The organism is Leclercia sp., assembly GCF_036780805.1.
In the GTDB taxonomy this organism is placed as follows: Bacteria; Pseudomonadota; Gammaproteobacteria; order Enterobacterales; family Enterobacteriaceae; genus Enterobacter.
The window spans coordinates 250747-267834 of the sequence record NZ_DAIQCE010000001.1 but is presented as its reverse complement, the minus strand read 5'-3'; the positions used below and the strand labels follow the sequence as shown (position 1 = coordinate 267834).

Here is a 17088-nt window from a genome sequence, read left to right as displayed (position 1 = left end):
CTTTTGGGACTTTATTTCTGAGGGTAACTTGCTGAAGTAAAACTGTCTGTCATCAGCAACATTTCATTTCCTTTAAGGGTTGTGAATGGAAATGCAACATAGTCCAAATTCCCTTGAGTCATATTGAAATATAACTTTTCGTCATTTATTTTTAATTTAGAAGCATGTGCCGGATATGTCCCTTCATCTTTAAAAGTAATTAAAAAAGCCATAGGGAAGAAGTGCATACAGCTACAGTGGCAAAGATGTCCGTTGTTAAAAAACGAAGTTTGCTGAGCTGTTATCTGTGTTCTGTTAGGATAAAACCAATAATAGAAATCATGAGTATCTCCTATTTTTTTATTTTCTCCTAAAACAAATTTCCTTAATGGCGTGTAATATTCACTATCAATAAGATCACTTTTGCATACTTCTACGGATGTTGCTGCGAGTAAATGACCCACCATTGCACGCAAAAAAGGTACTGCATTGAAAGGCGTCGAGATAATGTTTCCGTAAAAATGAACACCAGCTAAATATTGCCTAAGTTGATTTATAAAGTTCTCGATGGGAACTTTGATCTCATGATCCAAACTCCCAAGTATGTTGCCATTACAATTCTTGCATATGGTTTTAAATGTCGCTCCGGCGTGGGCATTTATTGGTTTTATTTCATCAGAGGAATAATGTTCAGACACTGTTTTTTGAAACATTGGTTGAATAGTCGTTGCACAACGAGGTGGTACATGATCCTTACTTAATAGACCATATGAACCGCAAATGACGCAATGCCCCTCACTAATTCTTGCATGTCTCAAACGTTCGGAAATTTTACCCATAAGAAACCTCGGAATAGCACTCTGGACTGATTTTATCGCAAATAGGTAACCTACGCATTTCTATCTTAATCTCCTTAACAGCCTTCGCATTTAAGAATGCGGATAAGGTACCCGCCTTTAGTGCAAAAAACTATCTAATCCCAGGCATCTCGATTTTTGATAAAAAAGTTAAAGGGATCGTTTACTGAGATAAAAGTACAATCAGTTTTTTTCCGTCTGATTTAAAATTTCGTTCGCCTGATCAGGTTCAACCCTGCCGACAAAATTCCATGTACTCAGATCTCAGTGCCGAACTTCCCACTAACCCTATAGTGCCTAAAAAAGGAACGATCAAGAATCTCTTTTGGGTACTCCCCAACGATACTCCGTTTTCCTGCCCTGCTTTGTATCATTTAGAAATTGATTGAATTTAAATGATACTGTATCATTAGGTTAATTAAAATGATACTTACAGCGAGTGAGGGCAAGGAAATGATTTTCGGATATGCGAGAATTTCAAGTAAGGACCAAAACCTTCAGCGTCAGCTAACAATACTTGAACCTGTTTGCGATAAAATCGTTACAGAGAAAGAATCAGGCAAATCCACCAGCGAAAGACCTGAATTGTTGAATCTGCTTTCACACCTCCGCGAAGGTGACACGCTCGTAGCCCACAGCATCGACCGCCTGGCCCGCAATACTCGCGATTTACTGGAAATAATTGATAACCTGGTTGCTCGTGGGATCGCTGTTCAGTTCCTGGCTAACTCAATGAGCTTTGATAACTCCCCACAATCACGCCTGATCCTAACCATGATGGGAGCCGTTGCTGAATTTGAACGAGGTATGATCGCATCACGCCGCAACGAGGGGATTATTCTTGCCAAAGAAGCAGGGAAGTACAAAGGCAAGCAAAAGAACCAAGAACTACATAACAAGATTATCGATATGTTACAGGCCGGGAAGAATACACCAGACGAGATCGCAAAGTTATGTGATTGCGGCAGGGCTACAGTTTTTCGTGTAAAGAAAGAAATGCTTGCCAGTATTAGCAGCATTGAACGCTGATATAGTAGGAGGGGATAAAGTCAAAGGGCTTGCAGTTTAGTACTGTTCGAATCCTCTCGATATCCATAACGAGCATGTAATTAATTCTGTGTAACTTCCAACATTGTATTGATTTGTCTGTTGCGATTAATTATAAAGTGTAGAAATGAACAATCAAGGCAGTTCACAACACTCAATCAAGCTTTAGAAGTAGATTCGATATGCAGCGATTTAGCATGCTTAATCGCTACACATAAATTGTTGCTGTAAGTCAGGATTATTCATGAGAAAGATATTAAACCAGCTTAAAAGGTATTTCTAAAAATACAATCTAATGAATGAAAACATACTGAATGAGGAGTAAAGATATCGAACAAGCTTAGTTTCCAATCAAGACATAACCCATTGATATTTAATATAATTTACACGAAAATAATTATGGAAAAAAAATAACTTTAAGGATATACTTTTTATGTGGTTGTCAAATTAATTAGAATAAACAATAGAATATGGAGTTTTTATGTTACTAAGATTTTCAGGTGGTAATTATAAAGCTTTTGAGTCCTTCCAACTTGATCTTAAACCATTAACTATTCTTTTAGGGGCAAATAGCTGTGGTAAAAGTGCTATATTAAATTCTTTTTTAATGTTAGCACAGTCAATCGAAACTTCCTCTCATACTGAAACCCCATTCCGGTTAAATGGTAATCGAGTTGGAATGGGTGAATCTTTAAATATTATAAAAGATAAAAAATCAGAGAACATAATCTCTTTTACTTTTGAATTTGATGATCAAAGTTCCATAAAATCTCAAATTGACATGGCAAAAAGAGAATGTATGGAAACCCACTTCGCTTTCTCAAGATTTATTTTCCAAGTTTTTAGGAGGGATAAAAATCTTTATGAAAAAGTTTTTCCTGTCTTAAATGAATTAGAAGAATTTTATTATTCTAACGATAGCTTCAACAACAAACAGTTAAAAAAAATATCATCTAAAATATGTTCTCTTATCCGACTCTATAGGGCTAATAGACAAGAGCTTTATAGCAAAGCTAAAATGCCATCGTCTAAACCGTTACAACAGTTTATTGAAAATGTTTCCTATCAACGAATCAGTGATTGTCTAACTGGATTATTAACTGTCCCGTTAAGTAAACTGGCCGCACAAAAAATAACATATAAATTCCAATATAATAAAAGACGAGATTGCATTACATTAATAGAAGCAAAATTAGTTAATAAACTCGAAGAATCAATACTTTGCGTGGCTGTAGAGCGTCAAAATGAAATTGAATTATCTTCCGATATAATCGACAATGATATTTTAAGGCGTTCTAAAAATGATATTAAAAAATTTATAGACTTCAATTCACTAATTGTTTTTAGCACTGAACCCGGATTAAGATCCTCTCCCAGTGCATATTTCTCAGAATCAATTAATCCTGTTGCTGTTTATTTTTCAAAAGTACTTGCATCTTCCTTTAAAGAATTAAAAAAATCCTTTTATGGGGTTAGTATTAATCATGTGAGCCCTTTGCGAGCCTTACCACAAAGATATTACCTCTTAGACAAAGCTATATATCATAGTCAACTCAACGCTTTTGATGGCACTGAATTAGCAGAAGTATTAAAGAACAATGAACATATTAAAGATTCTATTAACGAATTATTCTCCGAGTTTAATATAGCTGTTGAAGTTGAGAAAGTTAATGATATCATCCATAAAATTACCGTCAACCAAGATGCCGTAAATTTAGAGTTAACAGATGTTGGATTTGGTATTTCTCAGGTACTACCTATTTTAGTTCAGGCATATCTTTCACCTGCTAACTCTATAACTATAATTGAACAACCTGAAATTCACTTGCATCCAAAAATGCAAGCTTGGTTAACTGATGCTTTAATAAGGATTGCTTTAAATTCATCTAAGAAGTTCATTATTGAAACTCATAGTGATGCTTTAGTACGTAGATTAAGATTACGTATCGTAGATGAAGATAGCCTTCTTTCAGAAAATGACTTAGCCATGTATTATCTTGAAAGAGATAAACTTGGTAACAAAACCAACATGAGAAAAATCCCTGTTTCTCCTGATGGAGATATATCTTGGCCTTCTGAATTCATGGATGTGGAAATAAGTGATACTATACTTATTCAGCAGAAAAAATTAGACAGAATGCTGAATAAAAATGGGGTGAACTGAAATGCCAAATGCTCATTGTATTTGCCCTGATTTTATTGCAAATCATATTTCTGATCCTTTGGTATTTAATAATGTTTTCCTTCGTGTTTTGCTGCAATCTGATGATCAAATAATTACCGATTCTCAAGGTAGATTGACTTTAGAATATAGTAAAGCTGTTGAAACTGATGCAAATGCCTTTTCTTTATATAAAGTTTGGCAGAATCAATTAGACGTTCGAAGTGACGGTAAGGTACTCAAAACAGATACTAATATTAATTCATCTGTTGAAGATATTATATTTGATATTGTACAAAAGGCGGTGACTACTTTTGATAAAAAAATAATCACCGCCAATAATGAACGTTATCGCCCTTTCATGGATGAGTTAATAAATCAAAGAATCTCACTTTATAATTTACAAAATTTAACGCCGGAAAATATTCACAGCACTCTCAATAGAAAAATTTCTTTTGAAGAACTGTCTCATGATATTGGTTGGATATTACATAGATTAGCTCGAACTAAAAGCAAAGGAAATACAGAGGATGATTTTAATGATCATTTACGTAATTTGCTTTTATGTAAGCATTATGAAGTTAAAGATCAAACAAGGGAAGGATTATCCTCGGCAGGTAATAGTGCTGGAGAGTTAGATTTAGTAATTGAAGAGCAAGGATTCCTTTTTACGATTATCGAAGCGATGATTTTAGATTGCATCAATTCTTCGTATATAGCTTTACATTATAAAAAATTGCTTAATAATTATAACCCTCTCCGTGTTAATAAGAATTTTTTGATAACTTACTACACAGGCTCTCGCTTTGAAGAATGGTGGGGGCGTTACGTCTCTCATGTTACAGGATTGAATGTTGAAATATTTGAACTTCCTGAACCAATAATTATTACAGAAACAATTGTAGAACCAACTTTATACTCATCATTAAGAAAGTTAACTCAACACTTTGAAATTGAAGGAAGGCATTGTTGCTGCGTACACTACGCTGTTAAATTTTAATTAGATTTCATAATATTAAAAAAGCTTACCTTGGCAACCTTTTAATTTAAGGTTGCCAAGGTAGTTCGTTTATTAAAGATTACATGCACTATATAAAAAAACAATTTTTTTCTATAAGATTAAATCTTTGCTAAAAAACAAAACTCTACATTAACATTGTAGTCTAACCGATAGGTTAATAAGACCTCTATTATCATAACTATATCGTGCTGCGAATTGTTAATTTCAAATCCAACAAATTCCATCAATCACATAACTAACTGTTGTTAGCGGAAACGTATGCAAATAGCGTTTTGTAATCCCACCACTTTTCTCATGGCCTACCGTTTGTTGCAGGTGCAAGATGTTCTTAACCCATCCAGCCATCGCAGCAGAGCAAACAGAGTGACGAATGCTATGCAGCAGCCTCCGCTGTCCAAAATCATCTAAGTACGGAATGCCAAGCTGATTACGCACATCAGCAAATTCTTTACCTATCTTCGTCATGTTCGTACCTGCCACTTCTGAAAAAATCCGCTCTTTCCACTGGCGATCAACGTATTCCATGAAACCCCATTCGATCAACAAAGGGTGGATCACTACTTGCCGGGTGGCATTTTCTGTTTTCCCCTGCCCTCCTTCTGCAATCAGGAAATAATATCGCTGACTATCCTCATCATATTTGATTTGTGATTTTTCCAGTTTGGCAATTTCACCTCTCCTGGCCCCAGTGTACGCCAACAATAATGTAATCCACTTTGGCCAACCATCCGACTGCTTAAGTGCCCACTCTACAAACTTCTTCATCTCTGCCAAACTGTATGCACCAAATCTGGCTTTTGATGGTGCCGCCACTACGCCATCAGTTGGCGACTTAGGTAAAATATCTTTGCCTTCAGTGAGAAATGTTTTGAATAAGGATTTGTAGAGCTTGAGATGCTTATGGATAGCCTCAACGCCCACAAGCTCATCAGTTGGTACGTCATCACAATCTATCAACTGCCGAATGGTCATTGAGCGATATGGCTGAACAGTACGCTTAGGGAGATTTTCAACCACTTCCATCACCTGCTTAATGTCCTGCTTTGTGATCATTGTTACATCAGTTTCTCCCCCCAAGACAGTTAGCAACACTTCTATGTAACGCTCATTTGCCATTGAGATCGATTTTGTCCATTTACGCCCTTTTTCGTCTTTGTACATAGCCCAAGCATCAGAAAGGGTTAACACTTCTTCCGTTACAACTTGTGCCCCTGTCTCAACGATTTCAGTAGGTACAATAATCGGCTGACTGAATAACTGCGGAACTTTCAGAGATTTACGTTCTGACATAATCAGGTTTGACACAAAGGCATCAAACATCGGGATCGGTGTGACTAATGATTTAACAAAAGGAATGTGTGGAATAACACCAATCATCAAAGCAGATGCTTCACGATAACTATCAGTGAGAAGAGATTTTTTATACATCCTGCCATTTGAAAGCCGGATTTGCAGATAGTAATTGCCGTTTCGTTGAAACGTGTATGGAAGAGTTTTGTACCTCATGATTAAGCCCTTTTTGTACCTCAAGTGCATTCAGCACGGACAAAAAGAAATGCAATCTCATGATAAGTAGGCCAAATTTTGGCCCCCTACGCTGGCATTATCCAGATCAGGTGGTACGGGTATTTCTCAGCCTTCAACGAAGAAGGGCACCCCGAGTCATTTACATCAAACTGGTGATTAGTGCTCTGCATTAATCCCGGTCAGGATCATGCCAGCAGGCAAACAGAGATACAACCCCTCTCACTAAAGCACTGTTGAAATGTGCTTTTGTGGAAGATCAACTGTTACGAAACGTAGTTTCACTTAAATCTAATACTTATTGCGCATGTAGTGATTGTTTGTAAAATGACCATGAGGATTATTTTTATAACAAGTAGAGGGACTTATGCAGCAATATACCAATGAGCTCACGCCTGAACTTCGTGAATCATCTTCACAGCCACCCTACGACAAAGATTTCTTAGCAAGCTGTGACAGCAAGACACGCGGAGAGTATGAAAATTTTAACCAACAAGTTAGCCGCCCGGTAACTCACATTTTTCGATTCGCTGTCGTTGGAAGCGTTACCCGCAACGGGGGAGTGATCCGCAATGTTTCGGGAAGTAGTACGGCTGGCGGATATAAAATGGCACGAGTTGGGGATAAAGTTGTTTACGCTGACGGCAGTGAAGCCACGATTATTTCCGGAGCAGGTGGAGCGCGTATTATGCAGGGCGCATCTGCGGCACTGGTGGGAAGTATGCTGGAGAACGGAGACGAAATAATCTCAACACCACAATCCGGCAGCAGACTGGTTTTCCGTGAAGGTGACACATTCCCGAAAGGATTCCTGACCATGCCAGGGAGTAAGCACTAATGGCAGCCAAAGGTTACTTTCTGTTCAGGGGTGATAAGACAGTATGCGGTGGAAGAATTCTTGAAGGATGTACCGATCACCAGTTTTTCGGTAAAGACATGGCTTGTGAAGGCCATCAAGTGACCTGTGGTAAACATCCAGGTCGTTACCGTATCTGTGGCGGTCTTGATACCGACTATATACATAGTAAAAGGATTGCTGGAACGCTGCACAGCTATAGCTCCTGCCCCTGCAAATCGAAATTCGTCCCTTCAAACTTTGATGATGATTACGAGCTTGGTGGAGAAGCAGCAGTAACGCACACCGATCTATCTCACCTCGTCGAGATGCCCGTACTCCCTGGGCCGATTGAGCCAGAACCAGCGCAGCACGCCCAGGCCGCGAAGAAGAAAACGGGCATAGATGCAGGTTTTGCCGTTCTCCCCTATGGCGGTACCACAGAGGCCTGGCAACGTCTGCTGTTCACTGAAAACCCACCAGCAGGAGCCAAAGAGTTATTCGCCACGCTGAATGGTGCAGACAAAAGCTATAAAGCCGGGTCTATTATGCTTCTGGTTGATCCTGACAAGCAGGACGACGAACAGATCGCCCACATGCAGAATGCAAAAGCACGGATTGATGTAGCCCTTGAGCCGCTGACACACGAGGAAGCTAACTTCCTACATAAGCATTACGCTACCATAGCTAATTTCACCAGCTACGCTGATACGGGAATTGGCCTTGCTGCTGATCCTGTTGGAAAATACTTTGAGAGTATCGAAAAAATACTCAAGGAGATTCAAGACACGTATAAGAATACCTACATAACCAGAGGCTCATTGATTGGTGAACAATTTTATGTCAGACGTAGCCAGTTGTTTAAAGAACTTGAATCCATACTCAAAGTCAGCTTCCTGAATAAGGCTATGAAATTCGGCGAGTATACCAAAATAAAAAATGCACTCGGCCTCTCCAGCAGTTCTATTACCCACAAATGGAACGAAACGGGGATCGGTGACATTGAAGGCTACGCTGCCCACATTGAACGGGCAGCTAAATACGTAAAAGCAATGCGTTACACTGGTTATTTAGGTATTGGGTTCAGTGCAATTCACTCAATAAATGAGATAAATGAGGCTTGTTCAATTGGTCGTGAAGCTGAATGTACCAAAAAGGCATACACTGAAATAGGTAGTTTCTCTGGAGCAGTTGGTGGTGGTATTTTAACAGGCTCTCTTGCTGTACCTCTGTGCATTGCTATTGGCATTGGAACCGCCGGAACAGGCGGCTTAGTTTGTACCATAATTGCGGGCGGGACTTTAGGTTACGCTGGCGGTGAGGCTGGTAGCTGGGGAGGAGAGAAAATAGGTAACTCGCTCTATAGTGTGATCGAGGAGGGCAAGTGAAACCATTTGATTGGATTATAATCATTTTATCGTCCTTATTTTTACTATCTTTATTATTCTATCTGGCCTATGGGAAATTTACAGAAAAGAAATTTGACGCTATAGCAGAAAAATTTAATAAAAAATTTGGATACATGCCATTTTCAATGGCGGTTGGGAAAAATGGTGGTTTTTTCTTTTGGGGTTATAAAGAGTCCTATTTGATTTGTGCATTGTTTTTCACGAACTTTCCTGCAACAAAAAAGATATTAACAAAAGAAGAAGTCAATTTTTTTAAGGAATTAGATAGATCTGAAATTTCATGGTTTTATAGAAAATACCTTGCAACAGTAATTGGATTATTAAGCTTTATTGGGTTGTTAATTATTTTTAAACTTGAAAAAGCATGATTTTAGATTGACCATGGGGCTTCACTGCCCCTTGCATTTTTTATTAAAAATTATCTCCAGTTAATTACATAAAAATGTGAACAGAGGAGACGTATGTAGATAGCGTTTGTAATTCCTCCGCTCTTCTCGTGGCCTATAGTCTGCTGTAGGTAAACAATGTTTTTCACCCAATCAGCAATGCCGAAAAGCAGACACTATGATAAACGGAATGCAATAGAGGATGCGTCTGGCAATAGCAAGCCCCCTCTGCTGCCACTACTCCTCGCCAGGATTACTCCCATCATTTTAGCTATTCGTGCGAAATGTGATCTTCGTCAAGTAGTAACACCCTGCCTTCCGTGATAGTCATCACCTCGTTACTTTTATAGAAACGACGTGATAATAGCTGCATGCATAAAAACAACTAAACTATTGATTAATAAATCAATAATCTCTTAATTTATTAAAGGTTAATGTATGAAAAAGATTCTGTTGGTGGGTATGGTTGCGGCGCTTCTGGCGGGCTGCGTCTCAGAGGAGCAGCGTTTAGCGCAGTGTGAGGCAAAGGGCGTCAGCCGTGATGCCTGTTATGTTGCCGACCAGAACCGTCAGGCCACCATCAATGCCGCCGCTGAAAAACAGGCCCTGGAAAATGCCCAGGCCGCAACACAACATGCGCAGGCGGCCCATGTTGCCGACCCGCTGCGTGAAGCCTCTTTTAGCGCAAACGGCATCAAAGCCACCATCAACAATGGTTTCACCCAGGCCACCATCAACGGCAAGAAAGCCACGGTGAAGCGTTCCAGTGCGAACTTCTACGAGATCAAAGGGGCGGGTTATATCCTGTCAATCTCTCTCGATGCGGACGGCGTCACCGACGCATCATGGAATAAAACCAAGGGCCGCGATCATGGGATTCTGAACGTTGTCCAAAGTAGTCCTAAAGCATTCTAAAATACCCCACTTTTTTACGCAGAGCGCCCCCCAGGAAACCTCAGTTGCCATGCGGGGTTACGGCTTACGCGCGTTGTTTCAACGCGCGTAACAAAACGATAAACAATTAACCATTGAGCCCCGCGCAAAAAGGCTCTATATTGGCCGCGATTTTTGATGCCCTTCTCATTTTCTTAATTAATTATTCAATCGTGGCCACGTGCTGAGCTGCGGTTGTAGGAGTGATATGATGACGGATAAAGTCCGTATTGATACTTTGAATGCCTCTTCTTTCAAAACCAACGAAACCTATCTGGCCCGTCAGGCCGAAATGGAATCCAATGTCAGGAGTTATCCGCGCAAACTGCCTTTAGCCATTACTAAGGCGGACGGGGTGTGGATCACCGATGCGGATAACAAAGAGTATCTTGATTGCCTGGCCGGTGCGGGAACGCTGGCGCTGGGTCATAACCATCCTGATGTGCTGAAAAGCATCCAAAGTGTCATTACCAGCGGCTTGCCGTTACATACCCTGGATCTGACCACGCCGTTGAAAGACGCGTTCTCAGAATACCTGCTCTCCGTGCTGCCAGGTCAGGGCAAAGAGTACTGCCTGCAGTTTACCGGCCCATCCGGTGCGGACGCCGTTGAAGCCGCGCTGAAGCTGGCGAAAAAAGTAACCGGCCGTAGCGGCATTATCAGCTTCTCCGGTGCTTATCACGGCATGACCCACGGCGCACTGTCCGTGACCGGCAACCTGTCTCCGAAAGAAGCGGTTGACGGCATGATGCCGGAAGTGCAGTTCATGCCTTACCCGCACCAGTACCGCTGCCCGCTGGGTATCGGCGGTGAAGCGGGCGTGAAAGCGCTGACCTACTACTTCGAAAACCTGATCAACGACGTCGAGAGCGGCGTGCGTAAACCTGCTGCCGTGATCCTGGAAGCAGTCCAGGGCGAAGGCGGCGTGAACCCGGCCCCGGTTGAGTGGCTGCAGCGCATCCGTAAAGTGACCGAAGAGCACGGCATTCTGCTGATCCTCGACGAAGTCCAGGCGGGCTTTGCCCGTACCGGTAAATTCTTCGCCTTCGAACATGCGGGTATCCAGCCAGACATCGTGGTGATGTCCAAAGCCGTCGGTGGCGGTCTGCCGCTGGCCGTTCTTGGTATCAAAAAGCAGTTCGATGCCTGGTCTCCGGGTCACCATACCGGTACCTTCCGTGGCAACCAGCTGGCGATGGCGACCGGCCTCACCACCCTGCAGATCCTCAAAGAGCAGAACATCGCCGATAAAGTTGCCGCCCAGGGCGAGTGGCTGAAAGCGAAGCTGGTTGAGCTGCAGAAACGCTATCCGGTTATTGGTCACGTGCGCGGTCTGGGCATGATGATTGGTATCGAGATCGTTAAACCGCACGAAGCTGCCGACCACATGGGCTGCTTCCCGGGCGACGGTGAGCTGTCTGCGCTAATCCAGAAGAAGTGCTTCGAAGCCGGTCTGATTCTGGAGCGTGGCGGCCGTAACGGTAACGTTGTGCGTCTGCTGCCTTCCCTGCTGATCAGCGATCGGGAGCTGAACGTGTTCCTGGACAAATTTGAGCAGGCGCTGCTTGCTGCGGGCGTTCGCCCAGCCTAACCGGAGACAATGGATACAATGTCAGATTTAAACCCGATTTTGTCGTCGTCGGCGCAAAGCATCGAAGCCTATCAGCAGGCCATCGAGCAGAGCACCCAGGCGGTTATGCAGTGGCTGAAACAGCCGGAAATGTACCAGGGTAAAACGGTCGCCGAGCTGCGCGAACGTATCAACCTGGAGTTCAGCCCGGAAGGGCTGGGCAACGAGACCGCCATCGAGCGTGCCGTTGAATATTTCCTGAAAGATAGCCTGGCGGTGCACCATCCGCAGTGCGTGGCGCACCTCCACTGCCCGAGCCTGGTGGTAAGCCAGGCGGCGGAAGTGATGATCAACGCCACTAACCAGAGCATGGACTCCTGGGATCAGAGCCCGTCTGCGACCATTATCGAGATAAAACTGATCGAGTGGCTGCGTACCCGTCTGGGTTACCAGCCTGGCGATGCCGGTGTCTTCACCAGCGGCGGCACCCAGAGCAACATGATGGGTCTGATGCTGGCGCGCGATGCTTTCTTCGCGCGTCAGGGCCACTCCGTCCAGCAGGATGGTCTGGTGGGCGATCTGCGTAAGATCCGGGTGCTGTGCTCCGACAGCGCGCACTTCTCCGTCCAGAAAAACATGGCGCTGATGGGCCTAGGCTATCAGTCCGTTATCCAGGTGAAAACTGACGCATGTTCGCGTATGGATCTGACCGATCTGGCGGCGAAAATCGAGCAGTGCAATGCCAACGGCGAACAGATTCTGGCGATCGTTGCCACCGCGGGCACCACCGATGCGGGCGCTATCGATCCGCTGCGGGCGATTGCAGAGCTGGCGGCGAAGCAGAATATCTGGGTTCACGTGGATGCGGCCTGGGGCGGCGCGCTGCTGATGTCTGAAAAATATCGCGATTACCTCGACGGTATCGAACTGGTGGATTCCGTTACCCTGGACTTCCACAAGCAGTTCTTCCAGACCATCAGCTGCGGTGCGTTCCTGCTGAAAGAGGCGCGTCACTATGAGCTGATGCGTTATCAGGCGGCGTACCTGAACTCTGAGTTTGATGAAGAGGCTGGCGTACCGAACCTGGTGTCCAAATCCCTGCAGACCACCCGTCGTTTCGACGCGCTGAAGCTGTGGATGAGCCTGGAAGCGCTGGGCCAGAAGAAATACGCTGAGATCATCGATCACGGTGTGACTATGGCGCAGCAGGTTGCCGCGTACGTGACCGAACAGCCACAGCTGGAGCTGGTGATGCCACCACAGCTGGCGAGCGTGCTGTTCCGCTTCCGCCCTGAGCTGAACCTGGACGATGCGGCCATTGCGCTGCTTAACCAGAAGATCGGTGATGCGCTGCTGGAATCGGGCCGTGCTAACGTTGGTGTGACCGAGCATAACGGTATCACCTGCCTGAAGCTGACCCTGCTGAACCCAATTGTGACGCTGGAGGATGTTAAAGTCCTGCTGTCACTGGTGGAACGCACGGCGCACGAGCTGCTGGCGAAGTAAGTTGTTCAACCCGGCAGCGTTCGCTGCCGGGTCTTTATTCCCATTATTTTTTCTTCTTCGCGTTTGCGCTCTGCGCAGCGGAATAGCCATAAGCATCGTAACCGGAAGCGTAATAGCTGGCCGCCGATTTCACGACGTCGTTCAGAATTGCCCCTTTAATGTTGACCCCCATCTGCTGCAAACGACGCTGGCTGACTGCCATCTCGCGGACGCTGGTAACGTTAAACCGTGCCACCAGCAGCGTAGAAGCCGCAATCCGGCCCACCAGTGCGGCATCCGTGACCGCCAGAACGGGCGGAGTATCGACAATCACTATGTCGTACTGCTCGCTGGCCCAGGTCATAAACGCACGAAAACGGTCATGCATTAAAAGCTCCGACGGATTAGGCGGGCACTGACCGCAGGTCAACACATCAAACCGGCCGCTGGCGTAAGTCTGAACCGCCTCAGGGAAAGAGACTTTCCCGGACAGCACGTCCGACAGACCGGCGTCGTTGGGCAGGCCAAAAATATTGTGCACGTAGCCTTTACGCATATCAGCATCAATAAACAGCACCCGCTGATCGACCTGGGCCATCAGCGCCGCCAGCGAGGTGCTGACCAGCGTTTTACCGCAGTCCTGGGCCGGGCCGCTGAACATCAGAATATTGTTTTCGGCATCCATCATGGCGAAGTGCAGGCTGGTACGTAACCCGCGCACCGCTTCGACAAAATTATCCAACGGCCTGTCTATCGGTAAAAAGGGCACGTCGGTGATTTTATGCCGTTTGCAGTAGTGGAAGAAATAGCGGTTCCCCACCCGGGTTTTACCGTGCAGCCATTGCGAATGGGGCAAGGTGGCATAGACGCTAATCCCTTCGCTCTCCAGCTGTTCCGGCGCAGTGATGCCGCGTCGAAGTGCCGATCTTACCAGCACACCGCCTGTCGAAACGAAGAAGCCCAACAGGACCGACATGGCCAGGATCAGCGCCTTGCGCGGCTTGACGGGCGCAGGCTGCGTCACCGCCGAATCGATAATGCGCACGTTGCCGATGGTGCTGGATCGGGAGATGTTCAGCTCCTGCTGCCGGGTAAGTAGCTGAAGGTAAATCGCCCGGCCAGAATCGACATCGCGGCTGAGACGCAGGATCTCCTGCTGGGTGGACGGCATCGTTCCCACCCGTTTATTCAGCCGCTCCCGCTCGCTCTCTAACGTCTGACGTTTTTCACGCAGCGCCCGATAGGTCGGATGGTCTTTTTTAAAGTGCTGGGAGATCTCGGCTTCGCGGAAGGTCAGCTCATTCAGCTGATTATCGACATTGACGATCTGCTCCAGCACCGACTTCGCTTCCAGAGTTAAATCCACCGAATCGCGCTGCTTACGGTAGCTGTTCAGACGCTCTTCTGCCTGCTCCAGCTCGCTGCGCACCTGTGGCATCTGGCGCTGCAGGAAGTTGAGGCTCTGTGAGTCCTGCGCAGCCTGTCGGGCGACGTTCTGTTGCAGATAGCTCTGTGCAATGTGATTCAGCACGGTGGCGATGCGCACGGGATCCTGGCCTGTCAGGCTCAGCGAGAGGATCCCGCTCTCTTTACCCTGTTCCGTAACGTTAAACTGGCGACTCAGGGCGTTTATCGCGTCCAGTTGCGCGAGCTGACGCACCCTGAAGCGTGTGCCCGGCAGCGCCGACAATTCGCGTACGGCAATCGTCATCCCACCGTGCTGTAACGGTGTGCCGACGGTTCCGCGCGCGCTATACCCCTCCCCTTCCAGCAGGTAGTGTCCGTTCTCTTCAGCGGTAAGGGTCAGAGCCAGCGCTGTGCCCTGCGTGGTGGGAAGGACCAGATTGTCGAGGATCAGCGTGGCGGCGGGTTGCCCGGTAAGCTTCGCCAGCCCCTTGCCGATAAAGGGCAGGCGAACCTGAGTTATCTCATCGCGTAAGTGCAATGCCTCCACGGTTTCACCAAGGATCATCCGCGATTTCAGGAGCTGGATTTCCGCGCCGGAACCCGACGGCAGCTCAGGCGTCAGCTGGTTCAAAGTTTTGAGAATGGCGTTCTGCTGCTTATTTTCAATCTGCACCATGGCATCAGCGACATAGACCGGTGATGCAAATAACGCATACAACGTCCCGCAGAGCGCAAAAAATAACGTGATGCTAAGAATACACACGCGATGATCAATTAATTCTCCCAGAAGTCGCGCCAGATCCAGCGCCTGGTTATCAACTTCAGAATGTTGTGCATTTATGCTTTTCGACGGCATGTCCGTAATCCCTTAACTGTAAGTCGGTTGGTCCATTCCTGACTTGCTTCGCCAAGCAGGCGAAAAACATATTCAAAAGCTTCCATGCTTTTACCGTACGGGTCGGGGATTTCCTGTTCTTTCAGCCATTGTCCAAACAACAAGGCTTTGCCGCGTACCTCGGGTGCGATGAGTGAGATCCGGTTAATCTGCCCTGACTCCATGGCAAGGAGCAGATCGTATTCCCGCATCATTGCCGCCGTCAGCGGCCGGGCAACGTGATCTGCCAGCGACAAACCGTGCATCGCCGCGATTTGCTGGGCCTGAGGATCCGCCCTACGACCGGCCAGGCCACAGAGGCCCGCGGAGGCGATGGACAATGTGGGTAACTGCTGCTGTAAGAGCCGTTCTCCGAGCGGTGAACGGCAAATATTTCCAGTACATATCACCAGAATGGATTGGATCATTATTCAGGCCACGACTTAATAAAGCGCACGGTTTCCGTCAGATCATGTACACCGGTGATGGTCGGCACCAGTTGCGTCAGTACCCGGTTCCAGCGAGAGACCGCCGCGGTCGTCACGTAGACGATATCGTAGGGCTGGAGCTGAAACTCTGTGCCAAGCACCATGGCAGACGCGTCGCGGGCATTCAGCTGCCAGATACGCGCAATTTTGCCGTCCTGGTTGTTGCCGGAGGTAGAGCGGATCACGAAGATGCCGGTCGCATCGGCCATGCTCTGATTCAGGCCGCCAGCGCTGGCTAACGCTTCCGCCAGCGTCATGCCGCTGCGATCCATTTTGAGGGTGCTCTGTTTCACCACTTCCCCCATGACAAAGACTTTCAGGGCGTCATTGCGCGGAATAAACAGAATGTCGCCCGGCCACAGCAGCCGGTTCTGCGTCAGATCGCCATGCTGCATCAGGGCATAGAGCGAAATCCGCGTATCTTTGCCGTCATGGGTGAGCACCACGTTGCGCCAGTCGGCATCTTTCGACAGACCGCCTGCCGCGTTGATGGCGTCCATGATGGTCAGCGGAATATTGGTAATTGGCTGTTGGCCGGATTTGACCACTTCGCCAGTGACATAGGCTTTCTGCGAACGAAACGCTGCGATACTGACGTCAACCTGCGGGCTTTCAATCACCCTGTCCAGCCGGGCGGTGACCTCTTCGCGCACCTGGGCGAGCGTTTTACCCGCAACCTGGAGTTTTCCCACATAGGGATAAAAGAGCGTGCCATCGGCACCCACCCAGTTGCCAGTGTCGCTGGCGCTGCGGTACTGCCCGGCTGGAGTGGTGAGTTCCGGGTGATCCCAGACGGTGATCATCAGTACATCCCCTGGACCAATCCGGTATTCCCAGTTCTTTAATTCCTCGTCCAGATTCGGATTTGCTTGAGATTTCTCCCGCTCGCCCCGCAGCTGTTCAATGATGGAGGGGGTTAACGGCCAGACGTCCACTTTCTTATCCAAATCAAGCGGATTGTCGGCAACAGCCACGTTATTTTTTCCGGAAGTATTTATATGTTGGCCGGGCGTAATCGTACAGCCTGCTAATAACAAGGCAGCAAAAAAACCCACGCCGGCGCGGAGTGGAATTGTCATTAATTAATAATACTCTACGAAATAGGTTAATAG

Annotated in this window: 14 protein-coding genes and 1 riboswitch; of the genes, 9 read left to right on the top strand and 5 right to left on the bottom strand. The window is 46.3% G+C overall.

Features of this window, described 5'->3' with window-relative positions; translation table 11 throughout:
• Positions 1–11: 11 nt before the first annotated feature.
• Positions 12–818 carry a chaperonin gene (locus tag V7Q49_RS01145; protein ID WP_333848900.1) on the bottom strand — a complete coding sequence of 269 codons (807 nt, stop codon included), beginning with the start codon at positions 816–818 and terminating at the stop codon, positions 12–14.
• A gap of 471 nt (positions 819–1289) precedes the next feature.
• Here V7Q49_RS01145 and V7Q49_RS01140 point away from each other — a divergent pair, with 471 nt between their 5' ends.
• From V7Q49_RS01140 to V7Q49_RS01130, 3 genes are all read left to right on the top strand, one after another.
• Positions 1290–1865 carry a recombinase family protein gene (locus V7Q49_RS01140; RefSeq protein WP_333848898.1) on the top strand — a complete coding sequence of 192 codons (576 nt, stop codon included), beginning with the start codon at positions 1290–1292 and terminating at the stop codon, positions 1863–1865.
• Positions 1866–2364: 499 nt separating this feature from the next.
• Positions 2365–4047 (top strand): AAA family ATPase, encoded by a 1683-nt coding sequence (locus V7Q49_RS01135; protein WP_333848897.1) that lies wholly within the window; start codon positions 2365–2367, stop codon positions 4045–4047.
• A gap of 1 nt (position 4048) precedes the next feature.
• Entirely contained in the window at positions 4049–5044 is a 996-nt protein-coding gene (locus tag V7Q49_RS01130) for a hypothetical protein (protein WP_137455908.1), read from the top strand.
• A gap of 225 nt (positions 5045–5269) precedes the next feature.
• Here V7Q49_RS01130 and V7Q49_RS01125 read toward each other — a convergent pair whose 3' ends face one another.
• Positions 5270–6571: an integrase gene (locus V7Q49_RS01125; RefSeq protein ID WP_333848896.1), complete on the bottom strand. Its 1302-nt coding sequence runs from the start codon at positions 6569–6571 to the stop codon at positions 5270–5272.
• 67 nt (positions 6572–6638) lie between these two features.
• Positions 6639–6735, bottom strand: a riboswitch (TPP riboswitch).
• Between the two features lie 221 nt (positions 6736–6956).
• Here V7Q49_RS01125 and V7Q49_RS01120 point away from each other — a divergent pair.
• The 6 genes from V7Q49_RS01120 (at position 6957) to V7Q49_RS01095 (ending at position 13228) form a co-directional block, all read left to right on the top strand.
• A complete protein-coding gene (locus V7Q49_RS01120) occupies positions 6957–7427 on the top strand; it encodes a PAAR domain-containing protein (protein ID WP_333848895.1) in 471 nt (156 codons plus the stop codon).
• On the top strand, positions 7427–8812 hold the full coding sequence (locus V7Q49_RS01115; protein ID WP_333848894.1) for a PAAR domain-containing protein: 1386 nt from the start codon (positions 7427–7429) through the stop codon (positions 8810–8812). The genes V7Q49_RS01120 and V7Q49_RS01115 overlap by 1 nt, the downstream gene beginning before the upstream one ends.
• The gene (locus tag V7Q49_RS01110) at positions 8809–9201 is read left to right on the top strand and encodes a hypothetical protein (RefSeq protein WP_333848893.1); all 393 of its coding nucleotides are present in this window, start codon (positions 8809–8811) and stop codon (positions 9199–9201) included. The genes V7Q49_RS01115 and V7Q49_RS01110 overlap by 4 nt, the downstream gene beginning before the upstream one ends.
• Positions 9202–9657: 456 nt before the next feature.
• Positions 9658–10134 (top strand): hypothetical protein, encoded by a 477-nt coding sequence (locus tag V7Q49_RS01105; RefSeq protein WP_333848891.1) that lies wholly within the window; start codon positions 9658–9660, stop codon positions 10132–10134.
• A gap of 226 nt (positions 10135–10360) precedes the next feature.
• Positions 10361–11743, top strand: a complete 1383-nt coding sequence (locus tag V7Q49_RS01100; protein ID WP_333848890.1) for a diaminobutyrate--2-oxoglutarate transaminase — start codon at positions 10361–10363, stop codon at positions 11741–11743.
• 18 nt (positions 11744–11761) lie between these two features.
• Positions 11762–13228, top strand: coding sequence for a pyridoxal phosphate-dependent decarboxylase family protein (locus tag V7Q49_RS01095; protein WP_333848889.1), 1467 nt, complete (start codon positions 11762–11764; stop codon positions 13226–13228).
• Between the two features lie 43 nt (positions 13229–13271).
• On the opposite strand, the gene V7Q49_RS01090 is transcribed toward V7Q49_RS01095, so the two are convergent.
• From V7Q49_RS01090 to V7Q49_RS01080, 3 genes are read right to left on the bottom strand one after another with little or no spacing between them, the layout of a single operon-like run.
• On the bottom strand, positions 13272–15470 hold the full coding sequence (locus tag V7Q49_RS01090; RefSeq protein ID WP_333848888.1) for a polysaccharide biosynthesis tyrosine autokinase: 2199 nt from the start codon (positions 15468–15470) through the stop codon (positions 13272–13274).
• A complete protein-coding gene (locus V7Q49_RS01085; protein WP_333848886.1) occupies positions 15452–15916 on the bottom strand; it encodes an arsenate reductase/protein-tyrosine-phosphatase family protein in 465 nt (154 codons plus the stop codon). The genes V7Q49_RS01090 and V7Q49_RS01085 overlap by 19 nt, the downstream gene beginning before the upstream one ends.
• Positions 15916–17055 (bottom strand): polysaccharide export protein, encoded by a 1140-nt coding sequence (locus tag V7Q49_RS01080; protein ID WP_333848885.1) that lies wholly within the window; start codon positions 17053–17055, stop codon positions 15916–15918. Before V7Q49_RS01080 ends, V7Q49_RS01085 begins: the two co-directional genes overlap by 1 nt.
• Positions 17056–17088: the final 33 nt, after the last annotated feature.

What these genes read in the sequence shown, in the direction of transcription:
- V7Q49_RS01145 (WP_333848900.1), bottom strand. Translation starts at nt 818, where the DNA reads ATGGGTAAAATTTCCGAACGTTTGAGACATGCAAGAATTAGTGAGGGG.
- V7Q49_RS01140 (WP_333848898.1), top strand. Translation starts at nt 1,290, where the DNA reads ATGATTTTCGGATATGCGAGAATTTCAAGTAAGGACCAAAACCTTCAG.
- V7Q49_RS01135 (WP_333848897.1), top strand. Translation starts at nt 2,365, where the DNA reads ATGTTACTAAGATTTTCAGGTGGTAATTATAAAGCTTTTGAGTCCTTC.
- V7Q49_RS01130 (WP_137455908.1), top strand. Translation starts at nt 4,049, where the DNA reads ATGCCAAATGCTCATTGTATTTGCCCTGATTTTATTGCAAATCATATT.
- V7Q49_RS01125 (WP_333848896.1), bottom strand. Translation starts at nt 6,571, where the DNA reads ATGAGGTACAAAACTCTTCCATACACGTTTCAACGAAACGGCAATTAC.
- V7Q49_RS01120 (WP_333848895.1), top strand. Translation starts at nt 6,957, where the DNA reads ATGCAGCAATATACCAATGAGCTCACGCCTGAACTTCGTGAATCATCT.
- V7Q49_RS01115 (WP_333848894.1), top strand. Translation starts at nt 7,427, where the DNA reads ATGGCAGCCAAAGGTTACTTTCTGTTCAGGGGTGATAAGACAGTATGC.
- V7Q49_RS01105 (WP_333848891.1), top strand. Translation starts at nt 9,658, where the DNA reads ATGAAAAAGATTCTGTTGGTGGGTATGGTTGCGGCGCTTCTGGCGGGC.
- V7Q49_RS01100 (WP_333848890.1), top strand. Translation starts at nt 10,361, where the DNA reads ATGATGACGGATAAAGTCCGTATTGATACTTTGAATGCCTCTTCTTTC.
- V7Q49_RS01095 (WP_333848889.1), top strand. Translation starts at nt 11,762, where the DNA reads ATGTCAGATTTAAACCCGATTTTGTCGTCGTCGGCGCAAAGCATCGAA.
- V7Q49_RS01090 (WP_333848888.1), bottom strand. Translation starts at nt 15,470, where the DNA reads ATGCCGTCGAAAAGCATAAATGCACAACATTCTGAAGTTGATAACCAG.
- V7Q49_RS01085 (WP_333848886.1), bottom strand. Translation starts at nt 15,916, where the DNA reads ATGATCCAATCCATTCTGGTGATATGTACTGGAAATATTTGCCGTTCA.
- V7Q49_RS01080 (WP_333848885.1), bottom strand. Translation starts at nt 17,055, where the DNA reads ATGACAATTCCACTCCGCGCCGGCGTGGGTTTTTTTGCTGCCTTGTTA.